Origin of the sequence: Eggerthella sp. AM16-19 (assembly GCF_003474385.1) — a bacterium.
In the GTDB taxonomy this organism is placed as follows: Bacteria; Actinomycetota; Coriobacteriia; order Coriobacteriales; family Eggerthellaceae; genus Senegalimassilia.
In genome coordinates this window covers 1-17,292 of record NZ_QUCY01000012.1, presented here as the reverse complement: position 1 = coordinate 17,292, position 17,292 = coordinate 1, and the positions used below count along the sequence as shown (strand labels likewise).

Annotated in this window: 14 protein-coding genes, 3 tRNA genes and 1 other RNA gene; 12 read left to right on the top strand and 6 right to left on the bottom strand. The window is 62.3% G+C overall.

Translation table 11 applies throughout. The features are described 5' to 3' along the window. Positions 1–128 precede the first annotated feature (128 nt). From murC to DW178_RS05955, 9 genes are all read left to right on the top strand, one after another. Positions 129–1,532, top strand: coding sequence for a UDP-N-acetylmuramate--L-alanine ligase (gene murC, locus DW178_RS05995; protein ID WP_118350152.1), 1,404 nt, complete (start codon positions 129–131; stop codon positions 1,530–1,532). A gap of 6 nt (positions 1,533–1,538) precedes the next feature. Continuing rightward, on the top strand, positions 1,539–2,468 hold the full coding sequence (murB, locus tag DW178_RS05990; protein WP_118350151.1) for a UDP-N-acetylmuramate dehydrogenase: 930 nt from the start codon (positions 1,539–1,541) through the stop codon (positions 2,466–2,468). Then, positions 2,422–3,381: a cell division protein FtsQ/DivIB gene (locus DW178_RS05985; RefSeq protein WP_118350150.1), complete on the top strand. Its 960-nt coding sequence runs from the start codon at positions 2,422–2,424 to the stop codon at positions 3,379–3,381. The genes murB and DW178_RS05985 overlap by 47 nt, the downstream gene beginning before the upstream one ends. Positions 3,382–3,556: 175 nt before the next feature. Further along, positions 3,557–4,678 carry a cell division protein FtsZ gene (gene ftsZ / locus DW178_RS05980; RefSeq protein WP_042433334.1) on the top strand — a complete coding sequence of 374 codons (1,122 nt, stop codon included), beginning with the start codon at positions 3,557–3,559 and terminating at the stop codon, positions 4,676–4,678. A 21-nt stretch (positions 4,679–4,699) separates the two neighbouring features. Beyond that, on the top strand, positions 4,700–5,551 hold the full coding sequence (locus tag DW178_RS05975; RefSeq protein WP_286168544.1) for a purine nucleoside phosphorylase YfiH/LACC1 family protein: 852 nt from the start codon (positions 4,700–4,702) through the stop codon (positions 5,549–5,551). Positions 5,552–5,553: 2 nt separating this feature from the next. Continuing rightward, on the top strand, positions 5,554–6,255 hold the full coding sequence (locus DW178_RS05970; RefSeq protein WP_118350149.1) for a YggS family pyridoxal phosphate-dependent enzyme: 702 nt from the start codon (positions 5,554–5,556) through the stop codon (positions 6,253–6,255). A gap of 75 nt (positions 6,256–6,330) precedes the next feature. Next, the gene (sepF, locus tag DW178_RS05965) at positions 6,331–7,245 is read left to right on the top strand and encodes a cell division protein SepF (protein ID WP_118350148.1); all 915 of its coding nucleotides are present in this window, start codon (positions 6,331–6,333) and stop codon (positions 7,243–7,245) included. Positions 7,246–7,311: 66 nt separating this feature from the next. After that, on the top strand, positions 7,312–7,572 hold the full coding sequence (locus tag DW178_RS05960) for a YggT family protein (protein ID WP_042433343.1): 261 nt from the start codon (positions 7,312–7,314) through the stop codon (positions 7,570–7,572). A 45-nt stretch (positions 7,573–7,617) separates the two neighbouring features. Continuing rightward, positions 7,618–8,547 (top strand): DivIVA domain-containing protein, encoded by a 930-nt coding sequence (locus DW178_RS05955; RefSeq protein WP_118350147.1) that lies wholly within the window; start codon positions 7,618–7,620, stop codon positions 8,545–8,547. A 275-nt stretch (positions 8,548–8,822) separates the two neighbouring features. Here DW178_RS05955 and rnpB read toward each other — a convergent pair. Continuing rightward, positions 8,823–9,170, bottom strand: an RNA gene (gene rnpB / locus DW178_RS05950) — RNase P RNA component class A. A gap of 94 nt (positions 9,171–9,264) precedes the next feature. Here rnpB and DW178_RS05945 point away from each other — a divergent pair. The 3 genes from DW178_RS05945 (at position 9,265) to thiD (ending at position 12,166) form a co-directional block, all read left to right on the top strand. Then, complete coding sequence (locus tag DW178_RS05945; RefSeq protein WP_286168539.1) at positions 9,265–9,861, top strand: thiamine diphosphokinase; 597 nt, start codon at positions 9,265–9,267, stop codon at positions 9,859–9,861. Between the two features lie 139 nt (positions 9,862–10,000). Next, positions 10,001–11,323 (top strand): phosphomethylpyrimidine synthase ThiC, encoded by a 1,323-nt coding sequence (gene thiC, locus DW178_RS05940; RefSeq protein WP_118350145.1) that lies wholly within the window; start codon positions 10,001–10,003, stop codon positions 11,321–11,323. Positions 11,324–11,356: 33 nt separating this feature from the next. Next, positions 11,357–12,166 carry a bifunctional hydroxymethylpyrimidine kinase/phosphomethylpyrimidine kinase gene (gene thiD, locus DW178_RS05935; protein ID WP_118350144.1) on the top strand — a complete coding sequence of 270 codons (810 nt, stop codon included), beginning with the start codon at positions 11,357–11,359 and terminating at the stop codon, positions 12,164–12,166. Positions 12,167–12,423: 257 nt separating this feature from the next. Here the strand turns inward: thiD and DW178_RS05930 are convergent, their stop codons facing one another. The 5 genes from DW178_RS05930 to DW178_RS05910 form a co-directional block, all read right to left on the bottom strand. Next, positions 12,424–14,064 (bottom strand): amidohydrolase, encoded by a 1,641-nt coding sequence (locus tag DW178_RS05930; RefSeq protein ID WP_118350180.1) that lies wholly within the window; start codon positions 14,062–14,064, stop codon positions 12,424–12,426. Between the two features lie 602 nt (positions 14,065–14,666). Then, positions 14,667–14,743, bottom strand: a tRNA-Glu gene (locus tag DW178_RS05925). Positions 14,744–14,781: 38 nt separating this feature from the next. Then, positions 14,782–14,858, bottom strand: a tRNA-Glu gene (locus DW178_RS05920). A 21-nt stretch (positions 14,859–14,879) separates the two neighbouring features. Beyond that, positions 14,880–14,953: transfer RNA gene (locus tag DW178_RS05915), tRNA-Gln, on the bottom strand. 63 nt (positions 14,954–15,016) lie between these two features. Then, positions 15,017–16,438: a CCA tRNA nucleotidyltransferase gene (locus DW178_RS05910; RefSeq protein WP_118350143.1), complete on the bottom strand. Its 1,422-nt coding sequence runs from the start codon at positions 16,436–16,438 to the stop codon at positions 15,017–15,019. Between the last annotated feature and the right edge of the window lie 854 nt (positions 16,439–17,292).

Sequence of the window (17,292 nt, the reverse complement as noted above, 5' to 3'; positions counted from 1 at the left end):
AAGATAATAGAGTTTGAGCAAGCACGGGCGGCCTTGGCGCCGCCCGTTTCCCGGGTGCGCCCGGGTTTCACATCATCGCGCCGCGGGCGGTTAAGGCTTCGGCGCATAGGCTTCAGGAGGCAGGCAACATGAGCGAAGAGCGCATCAAGCAGGTGCACTTCATCGGCGTCGGCGGCGTGGGCATGAGCGGTATCGCCCGCGTGGCCCACGACCAGGGCATGCAGGTGTCGGGCTCCGATATCAAGGAAAGCCGTTACACCAAGCAGCTGCGCGAGGCCGGCATCACCGTGTTCATCGGCCAGAAGGCGGAGAACATCCCCGAGGGAAACCCGGTCATCGTCATCTCCACGGCAATCCTCGAGAACAACCCCGAGCTCATCGAGGCGCGCCGTCGCGGCCTTGAGATCTGGCATCGCGCCCAGATGCTCGCGCATCTCGGCGTGGGCCTCGATACGCTCGCCGTGGCCGGCACGCACGGCAAGACCACCACGTCGTCCATGCTCGCCAGCGCGCTCGACGCGCTGGGCGCCGACCCCACCTTCCTCATCGGCGGCATCGTGCGCGCCTATGGCACCAACGCCCACTCCGGCACCGGCGACCATTACGTCGTCGAGGCCGACGAGTCCGACAAGTCGTTCACGTATCTGTCTCCCAAGGCGGTGCTCGTCACCAACATCGAGGCCGACCACCTCGACCACTACAAGGACCTTGATGAGATTTACGACAAGTTCCACGACTTCATGGGCCTTGTTCCCGAAGATGGCGTCATCGTGGCATGCGGCGAAGAGCCCCATGTGGTCGAGATCGCCCGCTCCGAGGGCCGTCGTATGTACACGTACGGCTTCAACGAGGGGTGCGACGTGCGCATCACCTCCTACGAGCCCCACGGCATCGGCAGCCGCTACACGGCGGTCATGCCCGACGGCACGCAGGTCGAGGGCACCATCAAACAGAACCCCGGCCGTCACAACGTCTTGAACGCCACGGGCGTCGTCACGCTGCTGTGGGCGCTCGGCTTCGATGCGGCCAAGGTCGCCCAGGCGCTTTCGGGCTTCGCCGGCGTTCGCCGCCGCTTCGACCTGGTCGGCGAAGTGGGCGGCGTCACCGTCGTCGACGACTATGCGCATCACCCCACCGAAATCGCCGCAACCATCTCCGCCGCAGCGGGGCTTGGCTATAAGCACGTCCATGTGCTCTTCCAGCCGCATCGCTACTCCCGCGCGCCCCTGTTCACGCAGGTGCTACACGACGAGTTCGGCGCCGCATTCGACAAGGCCGACAGCGTCACCTTCATGGATGTTTACCCGGCAGGCGAGGCCCCGGTGCCCGGCGTTTCCGGAAAGACGTTCCTCAACGTCCTGCTCGAGCACGAGGGCCATCCCCAGGCTGATTTCGTGGCCCATCGCGTCGACGTCGTCCCGCATCTCATGGACAAGCTCCAGCCGGGCGACCTGGTCATCACCATGGGCGCCGGCGACGTGACGGCCATGGGCCCGCAGATCATCGACGCGCTCCTCAAGGTGCGAGGCTAGGCTGCCATGTGCGCGCGTCACGCATGCTCGCCGCTTGAGGCGCTGCTCGTCGACAGCGCCTTCGACGCCGACGTCTATCCCGACGAGCCCATGCGCCGCCATACCATGTACCGCATCGGCGGGCCTGCGCGCTTCTATGTGCAGGTCGGTTCCATCGGCGCGCTCAAGCGCTTGGTTGCCGCCTGCCAAGAGTGCGCCATCCCGTGGGTTGCGGTCGGCCGTGGGTCGAACCTGCTCGTCTCCGACGAGGGCTTCCCGGGCGTCGTCATCGCCCTCGGGCGCGATTTCCGCGCATGCCGCTTCGACGAGGAAACCTGCAGCTTCATTGTGGGCGCCGGGGTACCGCTGTCAAGCGTTGTGCAGGAGGCGTTCCGCCGCAGCCTTTCGGGGCTTGAGTTCGCGGTGGGGACGCCGGGCACCGTCGGCGGCGCCGTGCGCATGAACGCCGGCACCCGCGAGCAGGGGATAGCGGACAGGGTGGTATCGGTCACCACGTTATCGCCGCGCTCGGGGCTCGTGCGCCGCGAGGCGGCGGATATCCAATGGGGTTACCGCTCAAGCTCGTTCGCCCCCGACGAGGTCATCGTCGAGTGCGAGCTTGCGGTCAAGCCCGCCGACCCCTATCTGCTGCGCGGGAAGATGGAGGCCGCCCACGCCCGTCGCAAGAAGACGCAACCGCTCACGCTTCCGAGCTGCGGCAGCGTGTTCAAGAATCCCGAAGGGTCGTCTGCGGGCCAGCTCATCGAGCAGGTAGGGCTCAAAGGGGAGCGCGTCGGCGGCGCGCAGATATCCGAAGTTCACGCGAACTTCATCGTGAACAGGGATAATGCTACCGCTCAGGACGTGTTGGAACTCATTAACATGGCAAGGTCGAAGGTATACGAGGCGTATGGCATCGAATTACAACCGGAAGTCCGCTTCCTCGGGTTCGCATAGGCGCGCTCAGGCGCCCCGCGGCGGGTCGCGCTCTCCGCGTGGCCCGCAGCGCCCATACAGCCCGGCGCCTGGCGCCCGGCTCACATCGGTGCGCGTAGGCGACCTTCCCCAGAGCGACCACGGCTCGCGGGCGCGACGGACCTACCAGCGTTACCTGGTGCGCCTCGGTGCCCTTGCCGCCGCGGTGGCGGCGCTCGCCATCGCGGCCGTCATCGTGTACAACTCCAGCTTGTTCACCATCGAAAGCGTTTCGGTTTCGGGTGCCGATCACCTTACCGCCTCCGACATGCAGCAGCTTGCCGGCGTGCCCGCCGGCACCACGCTTCTGCGCGTGGACGCTGCGGGCATCAAGGAGAACCTGAAAAAGGACGCATGGGTTGCCGACGCGAAGATCAAGCGCGTGTTCCCCAACACCCTGCAGATCGACATCACCGAACGCACCATCACGGCGGTGGTGGAGGTCCCCAACGAGAACGCGCAAAACTCCACGCAGTGGGCCATCGCGTCGGATGGCATGTGGCTCATGCCCATCCCCGATCGCGATTCCGAGGCGGGGCGCCGTACCAACTCGAAGGTGTACGAGGACGCCGAATCGGTGCTGCACATCACCGACGTGCCCTACGGCACCAAGCCCGCCGTCGGCTCGTACTGCACCGACGCCAACGTCAACAACGCGCTCGCCATCGTGGCCGGCATGACCACCGAGCTCGCCGACCGCGTCACCTCGGTGAAGGCCACGGAAACCGCATCCACCACGCTCACCATCAAAGACGGTCCCGACATCGTCTTCGGCACGGCGGACAACATCCGCGAGAAGGAGCGCGTGTGCCTGCAGATCATGAAGGAGCATCCCGAGGGCGTCACGTACATCAACGTGCGCACGCCCGATAGGCCCACGTGGCGTTCTTTATAGCCTCAAGCGGCCCGTGCGCGCAGGCGTGCGGGCCGCTCTGATATGTGCATGTGGTTGCCGTTGGGGGGCGAAGCGTTGCAAACCCACCCTCTTTGTGTAAAATAATCCCACGTGAATACAACCACGAGTGTGTGAAACGCAGCTCAAAGCAAGCGTAATAGTGTGGAGGAATACAATGCCAAACAATTCGGGCGAGCATCTGGCGGTCATCAAGGTCGTCGGCGTCGGCGGCGGCGGCACCAATGCCGTTAACCGCATGGTCGAGGCGGGCGTCAAGGGCGTGGAGTTCATCGCCGTCAACACCGACCGTCAGGCCCTTCTGATGTCGGATGCCGATAAGACCATCCACATCGGCGAGGAGCTCACGCGCGGCCTGGGCGCCGGCGCGAACCCCGAGGTCGGCTGCCAGGCCGCCGAGGAATCCCGTGCGGAGATCCGCGAGGCGCTGGCCGAGGCCGACATGGTCTTCGTCACCGCCGGCGAGGGCGGTGGCACCGGCACGGGCGCCGCACCCATCATCGCCGAGATCGCCCGCGAGGAAATCGGCGCGCTGACGGTGGGCATCGTCACCAAACCGTTCTCCTTCGAGGGCCGCACCCGCCGCAACCAGGCGGAGCAGGGCATCGATCTGCTGTCCCAGAAGGTCGACACGCTCATCGTCATCCCCAACGACCGTCTGCTCGAGATCGTCGACAAGAAGACCAGCATGCTCGATGCGTTCCGCATCGCCGACGACACGCTGCGTCAGGGCATCCAGGGCGTCACCGATCTAATCACCATCCCGGGCCTGATCAACCTCGACTTCGCCGACATCCGCACCGTTATGAAGGACGCCGGCACCGCCATGATGGGCATCGGCCTGTCCTCCGGCGAGAACCGCGCCCTCGACGCCGCGCAGCAGGCCACCAATTCGGCGCTGCTCGAGGCATCCATCGCCGGTGCCTCCCGTGTGCTGTTCTCCATCTCCGGCGGTCCCGACCTCACGCTTACCGAGGTCGACGAGGCTGCCCGCACCGTCGAGGCCTGCGCCGATGAGAACGCCAACATCATCTACGGTCAGATCATCGACGAGAGCATGGGCGACAGCGTGCGCATCACCGTCATCGCCACCGGCTTCAAGGTCAATGCGCCCCAGCAGTCCGCCATGGACTTCAACCGCAAGGACCTGTTCGCCTCCACGGCCGCTCCCGAGCCTGCACCGGCGCCCCAGCCGTCCACGTATTCCACGCTCACCAGCACGCCCGGCCGCTTCGCCGACGAGGACTACATCCCCGATTTTCTGAAGCGCCAGCGCTAAGGAGTAAAAGCTTTGCATACCGTGTGCGAAACATTGCCTGCACCGAAACTCGACGCGCGCCCTTGCGGCGCGCGTCGCATTTCCATGCTCACCGACGATGCGCTCTTCCAGGCCTGCGGTGTCCGCATCGCCTTCACCGGGCGCGACGGGGGGTCGAGCCAGGGGCCGTTCGCCTCGCTGAACCTCGGTGCCCACGTGCAGGACAACCTCGATCATGTCATGGAGAACCGCCGCCATGCCATGCAGGCTCTCGACGGCGAAGGTGTTCCGGTCATCGTGCCCAACCAGGTGCACGGCACCGAAATCGTCTCCATTCACGCCTCCGATGCCGCCAGCGTCGTGGCGGCCCAGCAACGTGCGCAAGCCGCTGCCGATGCGCTCGTGGTCACCACATCCAACGTGGCGGCCATGCTGTGTTTCGCCGATTGCACGCCCGTCATCGCGGTGTCGCCCACGGGGCGCTTCGCCGTGGCCCATGCGGGGTGGCGCGGGGTGGTCGGCGGCATCGCGGCTTCGTGCGTCAAGCGCCTAACACTCGAAGATGGAGCGAAAACGCCTGATGAGCAGCGCGAAATCGCTGCCGGCTACAACGTCTACATCGGCCCGCACATCCACGATTGCTGCTTCGAGGTGGGAAGCGAGGTCGAGCATCGCTTCGCCGAGCTGTTCGGGCAGGGCTGCGTTCGCCCATCGCGTCACGTCAGCATGCTCGATGCGTTGCGTGTCCAGCTTGCGGCCGTAGGCGTCGACCCTGCGCGCATCTGCGATGCAGGCATCTGCACGCAATGCAATCCGCAGCTCTATTTCTCGTACAGGGCATCCGGCGGCACCTGCGGCCGCCACGGCGCCATCGCGTTTCGAAAGGAAGCATAGCCATGTCATTCGCTCAGCATTATCAGGAAACGCTCGAAGAGCTTGCCCGCGTGTGCGCTTCGTGCGGACGTGACCCGCGCGAAGTGAAGGTCATCGCCGTGTCCAAGACGGTCGATGCGCCCGCTATCTCCGCAGCTATCGCCGCGGGAGCCCACGATTTCGGCGAGAACCGCCCCGACGTGCTTGCCGCCAAGGTGGCGCAGCTGCCGGAGCAAACCTGGCATTTCATCGGAAACGTCCAGTCGCGCAAGATCCCCGAGATCGTCGCTTGCGCATCGCTTGTGCACTCGGTTTGCAAAGAAGAGCATTTCGCCAAATTCGACCAGGCGGCCGAGCGTCTTGGCAAGGTGCAGGACATCCTGCTCGAGGTCAACGTGTCGGGGGAGGAGAGCAAAAGCGGTTTCACCCCGGATGAGGCGATTCATGCGCTGCAGCTTGCCGAGACGTTCCCCCACATCGCCGTTCGCGGCCTTATGACCATGGCCCCGCAGGGTAACCTGGATGTGGCGCGCGAGTGCTTCGAGGGTCTGGCCGCCTTGCGCGACGCGTTGCGCAGCCAGCTTCCCTCTGAGCAGGGCGCACGCTTCAATGAACTTTCCATGGGCATGAGTGAGGACTGGCGCGAGGCCGTTTGCGCGGGTGCTACCATGGTGCGGATAGGCCGAGCTCTGTTCAGCGACTCCTTCGAGTCCGTTCAGGCATAAGGCTCGCGTCCGCAATACCGAACATGCAGCGGCGGCGTCGACCGCCGTCCTTAAGAAACGAAGCAGGAGAGCGGTATGGCAATGCCCAAGTTCAACAAGCCCGAAGGCATGCTCGACAGCATCAAGTCAAAGCTCGGGTTCTCCGATGGCGGCGATTACTACGATCGCGGCCGCAAGGACTACGACGATTACGATTCCGGCGACTACGACGATTACGACGATGACTACGAAGAGGACGATGCTGCCCCCAGCTCGAACTACGATCCGTACGATTCGGTCACCACGCGTCCCGCGCGCGGCAATCATGCCCGTACGTCGGTCGGCTCGGGCGGGTATCGCCCGGCCAAGCTCGTCTCCATCGACGACGTGCGCGCGCACACCACCGTGCCCGACAGCCTGAACCGCGACCCGCTGCCGCCGCGTAAGGTCAGCTCGGCATCATTCGGCAACCGCACCATGGTGGACCCGGCGTTCACCGCTCCGGCCAACACGCCCAACGCAAGGGCTGCGGCAGCTGCCGACCAGGAGCGTTCGGAAAGCCTGAACGCCCTGTTCAGCACCACCGCCGCCGAGGCTGCCGAATCTAGCGCCGCCCCGACCGCCCAGACGGCCGCGAAGCCTATCGAAGGCGCGTTCACGGCGGCTGCTAAGGCTGCTTCCGCCGCCTCCTCGTTCGATCCGTACAAGGCCTACGAGGGCACCGCAACGGGCACGCACAGCCCCACGCGTTCGGTCACCATCGTCAAGCCCACCAGCTACGGCGAGTGCGAGAAGGTCGCAAAAGCCCTCAAAGCCGGAGACGCCGTGGTGCTCGCGCTCAAGGAAACCCCCGATGCGCTGGCTAAGCGCGTGCTCGACTTCTCGTTCGGTGTTTCGAGCGCCCTCGATGCAAGCGTCGACTGCGTCGCCGACAAGGTCTTCGTCATCGCGCGCGGGGCGGCTCTCAGCGAAGCCGAGCGTGCAAGCCTGCGTTCTCAGGGCATCCTGTAACCGTACATATCGAAACCGACCCCGGGCTTGGCGTCCGGGGCGTTAGCAAGGAGCGAAACACCCCGCATGCTCAGTTTGAAGTACCTTATCGTGTCGCTTTCCGATGCGTACAGCATGATCATCTTCGTATATGTCATGCTGTCATGGTTCCCGACCGATCGGGGCATCCTCGCAGACATCAACAACGTGCTCGCACGCATATGCGACCCGTATTTGAACCTGTTCAAGCGCCTGATCCCCCCTATTGGAGGTATGGTGGACGTAACGCCCATCGTCGCGCTGCTTGTACTACAATTCGGTGTACGTTTGTTGGTAAACTTGTTCTAGGTGCGCACCTGCGCATTCCCGCACATCAGATGAAGGGATACAAAGATGGCTATCACCTCTGCTGAAATCCATAACCAAAGCTTCTCCATCGATCGCAAGGGCTACGACGTCGACGAGGTCGATGTCTTCCTCGAGCACGTCGCCGATGAGATCGACGGCCTGAATCAGCAGATCGCCTCGCTGCAAAGCCAGATCGGCGAGGACACGTTCGCCGGCTTCGACCGCCCGGCCACCTTCGACGACGAGGTGTTCGACGAGCCCGAGCCCGAGCATGCCGCCGAGCAGGACGACCAGCCCGCAGACTCCGTCGACCCGGCCATCCTGGCCGAGAAGGATGCCGCCATCGCCGAGCGCGATGCCCGCATCGCCGAGCTCGAGAAGCAGCTCGAGTCCAAGAAGGCCGACGGCAACGCCATCGCCCAGGCGCTCATCATCGCCCAGCGCTCCGCCGACGAGATCCTGGCCAACGCCAAGGCCGATGCTGCCGCCACGATCAAGGATGCTGAGGACGAGGCCGACCGTATCCTCGACAAGGCCGAGAACGATCGCCAGAAGGTCATCGATGCCATTCACAAGCTCGAGGATGATCGCGAGGAGGCGCGCGAGGATTATCGCGACCTGCTCAATGACTTCATCACCGACGCCACTCGCAAGCTTGCCGAAATCGGCGAGAAGGCCCCGAAGGCCGCAGGCGCGCTCGCGTCCGGTCAGCATGGCCGCTATGCCACACATGTCGACTCCGAGCCGGTCGTGAAAGAGGCCGCTGCAACCGCGCCGCAAGCCCCGCTCACCGTCGATGGCTCCGATGCCTATGACGACGCGCCCGCAATCCCGGCTGCCGTTCCGGCTGCTGCCGTAACCGCTGCATCGCCCGCGGTCACCGGTTCGGTCGCTCCTGTGGCATCCAGCGTTGAGAAGGACTTCTCCGGCTTCGGCGATGCCGCCGATGATTTCGAGATCGACGATCTCGATTAATCTGCAGCGGCAAACGCCTGCAGGTTCACGGTTAGGCGAGCGCTTTCGCCTAACCTGGCAGCTTCGGCCGTTCGCCCTTGTACAGCGCTTTCGCGCAATACGCACCATAAAGCGGGGATCAAGCACAAGCTTGATCCCCGCTTTCGTCTAATTGGAAGGTTCGCCGGTCCAATAAGGTTCGGCTAAAACTCGCGTTCAGGCATCCTTCGTCGCCGGACATCGATAAGCGCGATGCCTATGAAATGAAAAAGCTCCCGAATGGGAGCCTTTTGAAAACCGCGAGCGAGTCGATAAGCCGGGTTCTGTCGTTGGACGACCATTTATCTCGAACGCGCGTCACCGCGCGTCTCAAGCACGCAACCCGAATGCACGGAAGGGCGGCCGTATGGCATTCCTATTTGCGCTTGCTCCAGATGGGGTTTTCCAAGCCACGTTGTTGCCAACGCGCTGGTGCGCTCTTACCGCACCGTTTCAGCTTTTCTCCCGCTTGCGCGGGGGAGTTTACTTTTCTGTGGCACTTTCCGTCGGGTCGCCCCGCCCAGCCGTTAGCTGGCATCTTGCCCTTTGGAGCCCGGACTTTCCTCACGCCGCTCAAGACGGCGCGCGATCGTCTGGCCCGCTCGCAGTGTGGTATTCTACCATATCGGAACCGAAACAAGGAGCATCATGACAACCTGCGCATTGGTTGGCGCCACATATTTCAACGAAAAAGATTTCATGGCACGCTATAACGAGGGGTTTTTCGACTTCATCATCGCCGTCGACGGCGGTTTCGCCCCGCTCGATCGGCTCGGCGTTGCGCCTGATATGGCCATAGGCGATTTCGATTCCCTCGGCTACGTTCCTCGTGCGAAGCGGGTTTCCCGTCACCCTGTGAACAAGGACGCATCGGATATGGAGCTTGCCCTCCAAAGAGCGGCGAACTATCACCATACCGACATCTATGTATACGGCGGCATCGGCGGCAGGCTCGATCATACGTTGGCGAACCTGCAGCTGTTCGCCGCGTACTCCGAGCGTGGGTTCTACGTTACCGGCATCGCCGAGGGATTCGCCATCCGCTGCCTTACCGGCCCCGACGTGTTCACCCTTCCCGATAACGTGGAGAAGGGCACCGTCTCGGTCTTCGCGGCAAACGATCGCGCCGAGGGCGTCATCGAGCGTGGGCTGGAGTATTCGCTTGACGACGAGCCCCTCACCAATCGAACCAGCCTCGGCCTTTCCAACGAGCTGATCGGCCAGGAGGCCACCATCGCCGTGGAGTCGGGCACGCTTTATGTCTTTTATCCTTTGCCTTGGGAAACTTCTGAGTAGCCGGGGATATAATAGCGGCCACATCAACCGTATATCGGGGGAGCTTGCTAGCGCCGTGCGCCGGGCAGGCTGAGAGGAGGCCCCGCATAAGCCTCGACCCGCCGAACCTGCATGGGTAATGCCAACGAAGGGAGCATCTATGGGTAACGAATCCTCGAACCTCATCACGCAAATCGACTTCGCCCGCGCGGGGCAGATCACGCCCGCCATGCGCGTGGTCGCCGAGAAGGAAGGCCGCAGCGCGGAGTTCATCCGCGAGGGCGTCGCCGCCGGCCGCATCGCCATCCCGGCCAACATCCACCACACGTCGCTGTCGCCCGAAGGCGTCGGCGAGGGCTTGCGCACCAAGGTAAACGTCAACCTGGGCATCTCCGGCGACCTTGCCGACGAATCCGTCGAGTGGCAGAAGGTCGATACGGCCATCGAGCTTGGCGCCGAGGCCATCATGGACCTTTCCAACAGCGGCAAAACCCAGGCGTTCCGCACCAAGCTCATCGAGAAGTCGCCTGCCATGATCGGCACCGTGCCCATGTACGACGCCATCGGCTATCTGGAGAAGGCCCTCATCGCTATCAAGGCGGAGGACTTCCTCGATGTGGTCCGCCGCCATGCCGAGGATGGCGTCGACTTCGTCACCATCCACGCCGGCATGAACCGCCGCACCATCGAATCCTTCAAGGAAACCGGCCGACTTATGAACATCGTCAGCCGCGGCGGCTCGCTCATCTTCGCCTGGATGGAGGCTACCGGCAATGAGAACCCGTTCTACGAGCATTACGATGAGGTTCTCGAGATCTTGCATGAACACGATGTGACCATCTCCATCGGCGATGCCATGCGTCCTGGTTGCACCTACGACGCAACCGACGCCGGCCAGATCGCCGAGCTCATCGAGATCGGCAAGCTCACCAAGCGCGCTTGGGACGCCGGCGTGCAGGTCATGGTGGAGGGTCCCGGTCATATGGCCCTCAATGAGATCGAGGCGAACATGCGCCTGGAGAAGCGCCTGTGCCACAACGCGCCGTTCTACGTGCTCGGCCCGCTCGTAACCGATATCGCCCCGGGCTACGACCATATCACCGCCGCCATCGGCGGCGCCGTGGCGGCCTCCTCGGGCGCCGACTTCCTGTGCTACGTCACTCCCGCCGAGCATCTGCGCCTGCCCGATGCGCAGGATGTGCGCGACGGCCTAGTCGCCACGAAGATCGCCGCGCATGCCGCCGATATCGCCAAGGGCATTCCGGGCGCCCGCGATCGTGATAACCGTATGAGCGACGCCCGTCGCCGTATGGACTGGGAAGAGCAGTTCGGCCTTGCCATCGATTCGGTTCGCCCGCGCAAGGTCTTCGAAAGCGCCCCGCCGAGCAACGAGGGCACCTGCACCATGTGCGGCAAGATGTGCGCCGTGCGCACCGTCAACACCATCATGGACGGCCTCGTCATCGACCTCGACAACGAATAAGCCGATAGCGCTGGCGTCAAAGGGAGGTTTCCGATGAAAGCAGTGCTCAGCATCGCAGGCTCCGACTCAAGCGGCGGAGCGGGCATCCAGGCCGATATCAAGACCATCGCATCGTATGGTCTGTACGCGGAAACGGTCATCACCGCCATCACGGCGCAAAACACCTGCGGCGTGCGCGCGGTGCAGGATATCTCGCCCGAAGTGGTCGGGGCGCAGATCGATGCGGTGTTCGAGGATATCCGCCCCGAAGCGGTGAAGATCGGCATGGTCTCCTCCGCCCAGATCATCAACGTCATCGCCGAGCGTCTGCGTTTCCATCAGGCGCGCAACGTGGTGCTCGACCCGGTCATGGTTGCCACCAGCGGCTCTCGTCTCATCGAGCAGCAGGCTGTCGATGCGCTGGTCTCGAACCTGGTGCCCCTGGCTGACGTTATCACCCCGAACATGCCCGAGGCCGAGGTCCTGTGCGGTTTTCCCGTCGCCGACGACGAGGGCATGATGCGGGCGGCGAAGCTGCTTTCCGGGAAAACCAACGGAGCCGTGCTCGTCAAGGGCGGTCATCGCGCCGATACTGCTGACGACCTGCTCGTTCTGCCCGATGGCCGTTACGCTTGGCTGAGGGCGAAGCGTATCGCCACCGGCAACACCCACGGAACCGGCTGCACGCTCTCCAGCGCTATCGCAAGCGGTTTGGCGCAGGGGAACGGCATCGAGCAGGCGGTTCGCCGCGCGAAAGGCTTCGTACGAGGCGCTCTGTCAACCGGCCTTGACCTTGGGCAGGGCAGCGGTCCCCTCGATCACATGTGGTGCCACGGAAAGCCGCACCTGCCGTACAACGCCTAAGCAACGGCGTCTCCGGCGCCACACCTATGCTCACGGCAACGCCGAAGGCGATCGATTGCGTGCCCATGCAGTCCGGCGGCTGTCCGGCGTGGTTGGGGATAGACGTGCGCAGCACAGCCCGTCTATCCCCGTTTTGCTGGCGTCGAAACGTTACAAATGCAAAGCGCCCCAAGAGGCTTGCCGAGCCCCCTTCTATTTCGCGGAAACGCGGAAACGGAAAGGGGCTCGCTGGCCATCTTGGGGCGCTTTCGGTCCTTCTAGGCCTCGAACACGCAGCGTCCGCCCATCCAGGTGGCGGTAACATGCGCATCCAGGATCTCGTCGTCGGCGCATGCAAGCAGGTCGGTGTCCAGCACCGCCATGTCAGCCAGCTTGCCTGTTGCCAGCACGCCCGCTTCGCCATTGCGCTGGGCGGCGGCGTCGCTGCCGGCGGTGTATGCGCGGATAGCCTCCGCGCGGCTGATAAGCTGCTCAGGGCGCCAGCCGCCTTCAGGCGCGCGCGTTTGCGGGTCGCGGCGCGTGGCGGCGCTGTACAGCACGCCCATGGAGTTCACGTCCACCACCGGCGAATCCGTGCCGAACGCAAGCGTCTCGCCTTCATCCAGCATGGTCCTGAACGGCCACATCAGCTTCACGCGCTCGTCGCCCAAGTCACGCTCGGGACCGCCCGGGTCAAGCGTCATATGCGGCGGTTGCACCGCAGCGATCACGTCAAGCTCGGCCAGGCGCTCCACGTCGCCGGGCAGGAAATTCTCCAGGTGCTCAAGGCAGTTGTGACGCCCTTCGGGAAGCGGGCCGAATTGCGCGCGGGCATCTTCGAAGATGTTCAGCGCTTCGTGGATCGCCGCATCGCCGATGGTGTGGATGCGCACAGAGTAGCCCTTCTCGGCTGCTTGCATCACCAGCGCACGCATCTTGTCGGGCTCGATGGTGGGCCTGCCGCAGTCGTCCTCGCATCGAGCGTTGCTATAAGGCTCGGTCACCCATGCGGTGTGCTGGCTGGATACGCCATCGAAGAACTGCTTGAAACCGGCGCAGCGCAGCACCGGGCCTGTATAACGCGCAGACATCGCCTCGAACCTGCTCATATCCTCAAGCAGGGTGGGGAAGAGATTCACGCGGCACGTCAGCTCGTCGGAGTCAAGCAGGCGTGCATGGACGTCGTCTCGGATGAAGTCCAGGCCGGGGTTGGCCATAAGCGACATGTCGCAAACGCTCGTGATGCCGTTTTGCGCCAACGTGCGCAAAAACCCGCGATAGGCATCGGCTATCTCGTCGTCGGAAAACGCGTTCATGATGCGCGGCATCAGCTCCATGGCGGCCGCTTCGCGCACGATGCCCGTCAGCTCGCCATCGGCATCCCTGTCGTAGCTTCCTCCCGCGGGGGGCACGCTGTCGCGATCGATCCCCAGCTCGGCCAGCGCGCAGCTGTTGAGCCACAGCGTATGCGCGTCGCCGGAGTACAGCGCCACGGGGCGGTTGGGGAACGCCTCGTCAAGCGAGTGCTTCGACGGCAGCACGGGCGGGTCCCATCGATATTCGCGCCAGCCCTGGGCCAGCAGCCATCCCTCGGGACGGCCTTCGGCGAAACGCTTCATGCGCTCAACGCAATCAGCCTCGTTTTCACCCAGGAAGTTCGTGGCCAGCGGGGAAGAGTACACCGCAGAATGGAAGAAGTGCACGTGCGAGTCATGAAAGCCGGGTGCGATGAAGGCGTCGCCGTAGTCGACCACCTCAGGTTCGGCGTTTTCGTCGGCTTCGCGGGCTAACGCAAGCGCATCTTCTTTCGATCCGACGAATGCGATCTTGTCCCCGGAAACGGCGATGGCAAGTTCCTCGGCGCTTTCGGTCAAACCGGTGAATACGCGCTTGCTGCAAAGAATGCGGTCGATTCGCATGATGGTCAACCTTTCCTCAAAACGTTGAAGGCTCGATTGCTACATCGTCCCCAGCGACGCGCCTGTCGGCCTTTCAGTTTCGTCACATGCCAGCGAGGATATATCCAATCAGCCCATCATGTCCAGTGCGATCACCCGGGTATCCAGAAGAGGCATCGCCTTATCGAGCATCGGGAAGGCGCACAGTGCATCTTCGCAAGAGTTGGGAACGCGTACAGCGTGATTCGCCTGGCCCATACACCAATCGTCGTCAATCGTCACATCACCCGTAATTTCTCGCAATCGCCGATGTGCGCCGAATGCTCATAGGTCCGCTACGTTAATCGCGTATATGTTCCTTCGGTCTTTCTATCATGCTGCTTGTTGCATATCGAATAGGCGGCAGCAGGTCTTTTGCTTAGGAGTAGAGAGCATCCGCCGTCCAAACTGCGGCGCACGACCGAGGTCACGTATATCGGGAATGCTGATATCGGGATAGGAGTTCTTGCGTCAGCGATACTTCGTTTGCGAAGCTTGCTGTGTGCTGCATTTTGCAGCTCGAGTAAGGGGGGGCGGTATCGCTGATAACAAAAAAGCCGAGGCAAAAGCCTCGGCTGTACCTGTGGTAGCTCCGACCGGATTCGAACCGGCGACCTTCGCCTTGAGAGGGCGACGTCCTAAACCGCTAGACGACGGAGCCATTAAAAAGGCCGCGAAACACGTGGCCTGGGTAAAGCTTGGTAGCTCCGACCGGATTCGAACCGGCGACCTTCGCCTTGAGAGGGCGACGTCCTAAACCGCTAGACGACGGAGCCATTAAACGAATTTACCAAAAATGGCTGGGGTGGAAGGAGTCGAACCCTCACATACGGTACCAGAAACCGCTGTCCTGCCATTAGACGACACCCCAGTGGCAAATCCTCTGCGCCATTTCCTTCGATTTATGTCGGAGGGCCAAGCGCGAGAAGATATATTACGCACCTTCCCCTATTCCGTCAACACTTTTTGGCAACTTTTTTGAAAAACTTTTCCCAATCACGTTGCGCAATGCGTATTCCTCCAGGTCAGGTGCCAAATTTGCAACTTCTCCGTCAATAACGGCATCAAGCAATTGTGCAAGGGCTTCTCCAATCTCGGGCCCTTGGGCAACTCCCAGCCGCATAACGTCACGCCCGTTGATAGCCAAGGACTTGACCGTAAATGCCTCGTCGGCGGCGATTATCTCCTCAAGAGTGCGTTGCAGGTCGTCGGCAAGCGCTATGCGCGGGCCGCTGAACTTCGGCGATTGCCCCCTTGCGTCCCCTCGCTTCAAATCGCAAAGCGCGGCGAACAGCTCGGTGTCGCCGCCAAGCCGTGCCAGCATGCGCTTCACCGCTTTAGGGTTAGCCGGCACCACGTCGTCATGACGTCTCACCAAAGCAAGCACCCTATCGATGAAGGTGTTGGAGAACGTCAGCCGCTGCATGATGCCGCGCGCTATGGGAACGCTCACTCCTGCGTGGCCATAAAAATGCCCGGTGCCGTTTTCGTCTTTGAAGAAGCACGCGGGCTTGCCCATATCATGGAACAACGCGGCCCAGCGAACCAGCGGGTAGGGTGGAACGCCATCGACGACCCGAGCGGTATGCTCAAGCACGTCGAATATGTGATAGGGCGTCTGCTGATCGAAGCCCTTCATGGCGACAAGCTCGGGCAAAACGGCCGAAAGCGCATCAACGCAGGCAAGCAGAGCGTCGCCGGCATGCGGGCCAAGCACCAGCTTCTGCAATTCATGGGTTACGCGTTCGGCGGATATCTTAGACAACAGTCCCTTGTTTTCCAGCATCCCCTGATACGTGCAAGGTTCGACGGCGTATCCAAGCTCAGCGCTGAAACGACAAGCCCGCAGGATGCGCAGCGCATCTTCGGCGAACCTTTGATGGGGATCGCCTACTGCACGGATGACGCCGAGCTGGATATCGGCCTTTCCCCCGAAGGGGTCGACCAGACCTCGGTCGGGTCGCCAAGCCATAGCATTGATGGTGAAATCCCTGCGGGCAAGATCTTCCTCTATCGAGGACACGAACGACACCGAATCGGGGTGCCTTCCATCCTTATACTGTCCATCGCTGCGGAAGGTCGTCACCTCGAACGCCGAATCCCCGCAGATAACGGTGATGGTTCCATGGGCGACTCCGGTTTCGTGGGTTCTCAGCCCCGCCTGTTCGCAAACGCGTTTCGTGTCGGCCCACATCGCGCTGCAGGCGATATCGATATCCGAGCAAGCTCGACCCAACAGCGCATCGCGCACAAAGCCGCCAACGGCCCAAGCCTCGAATCCCGCGGCATCCAATATAGAAAGAAGCGCAAGGGCATCCTCAGGAAGATCGATCCGCAGATCTGCGTCCAAATCCATCACCCCCTTATATAGATTCCTCAACCCCATAGTAAAACAAGGAAGCGAATGGGAGAGAGGGAAGTCCGCATCCGATTACGGCGAACAGCCGTTTCCGGGTTGCCGACGAACGGGTCGGGGCCAAAGTAGTTTCGGGCTAAAGGGGGGCCGGCATATCACTGTTTGAAAAACGACGGGATCAAGCAATCGATTGATGCCGGAAGCGGACAGGAAGGCGGCAAGGCCTTGCGCGTTAACGGCGAACAGCCGTTTCCAGCATGCCATGGACCTCATAGGGGGGGTGAAGCGAATCATCGACCGCATGAGCAACAGGAAAACTCAAGAAGAAGAATGCTCGAGGTGCAAAAGAAGCCGAATAAGGTAAAAAGGTAATTAGGAAAAATCGGAAATAGAAGCACTATATAAGCCAAGAATGAAGAAGTGAAGGAACGTGGCTAAGCCGTAAGGGGCTTGGTTCTAAGGGAAGTTGCCTTGTGCCAGGGTGTGATGCAATCGAAAACAACCACTATATGTAGGGTGGAAGACAAGCATGGACACAAGGAATGAAAGGGAAAAGCCACATATTGTGTTCAGGATGTGAAGACCAGGGCAAAATCCGAATCAAGGGATTGCCAAGAGGCCGCCAGCCGCGTAATATACATCCCCGCCCTGAGGCAAGGGCGCACCGGAACGGGAGGCTAGGCCGACCGGCCGAGGGCTGGAAAGGGACTTCGAAAAAAGTCCTTGACAGCGCCGAGGCGCTCCGGTAAAGTGCCTCTTCGCGCCGAACGCCGGAAAGGCGGGAGGCGGAAAGCCGCGGGCGTTGAGCCCGCAGGCGGGAACCTTGAGAACCGGATACTGGACAGACGGAATCA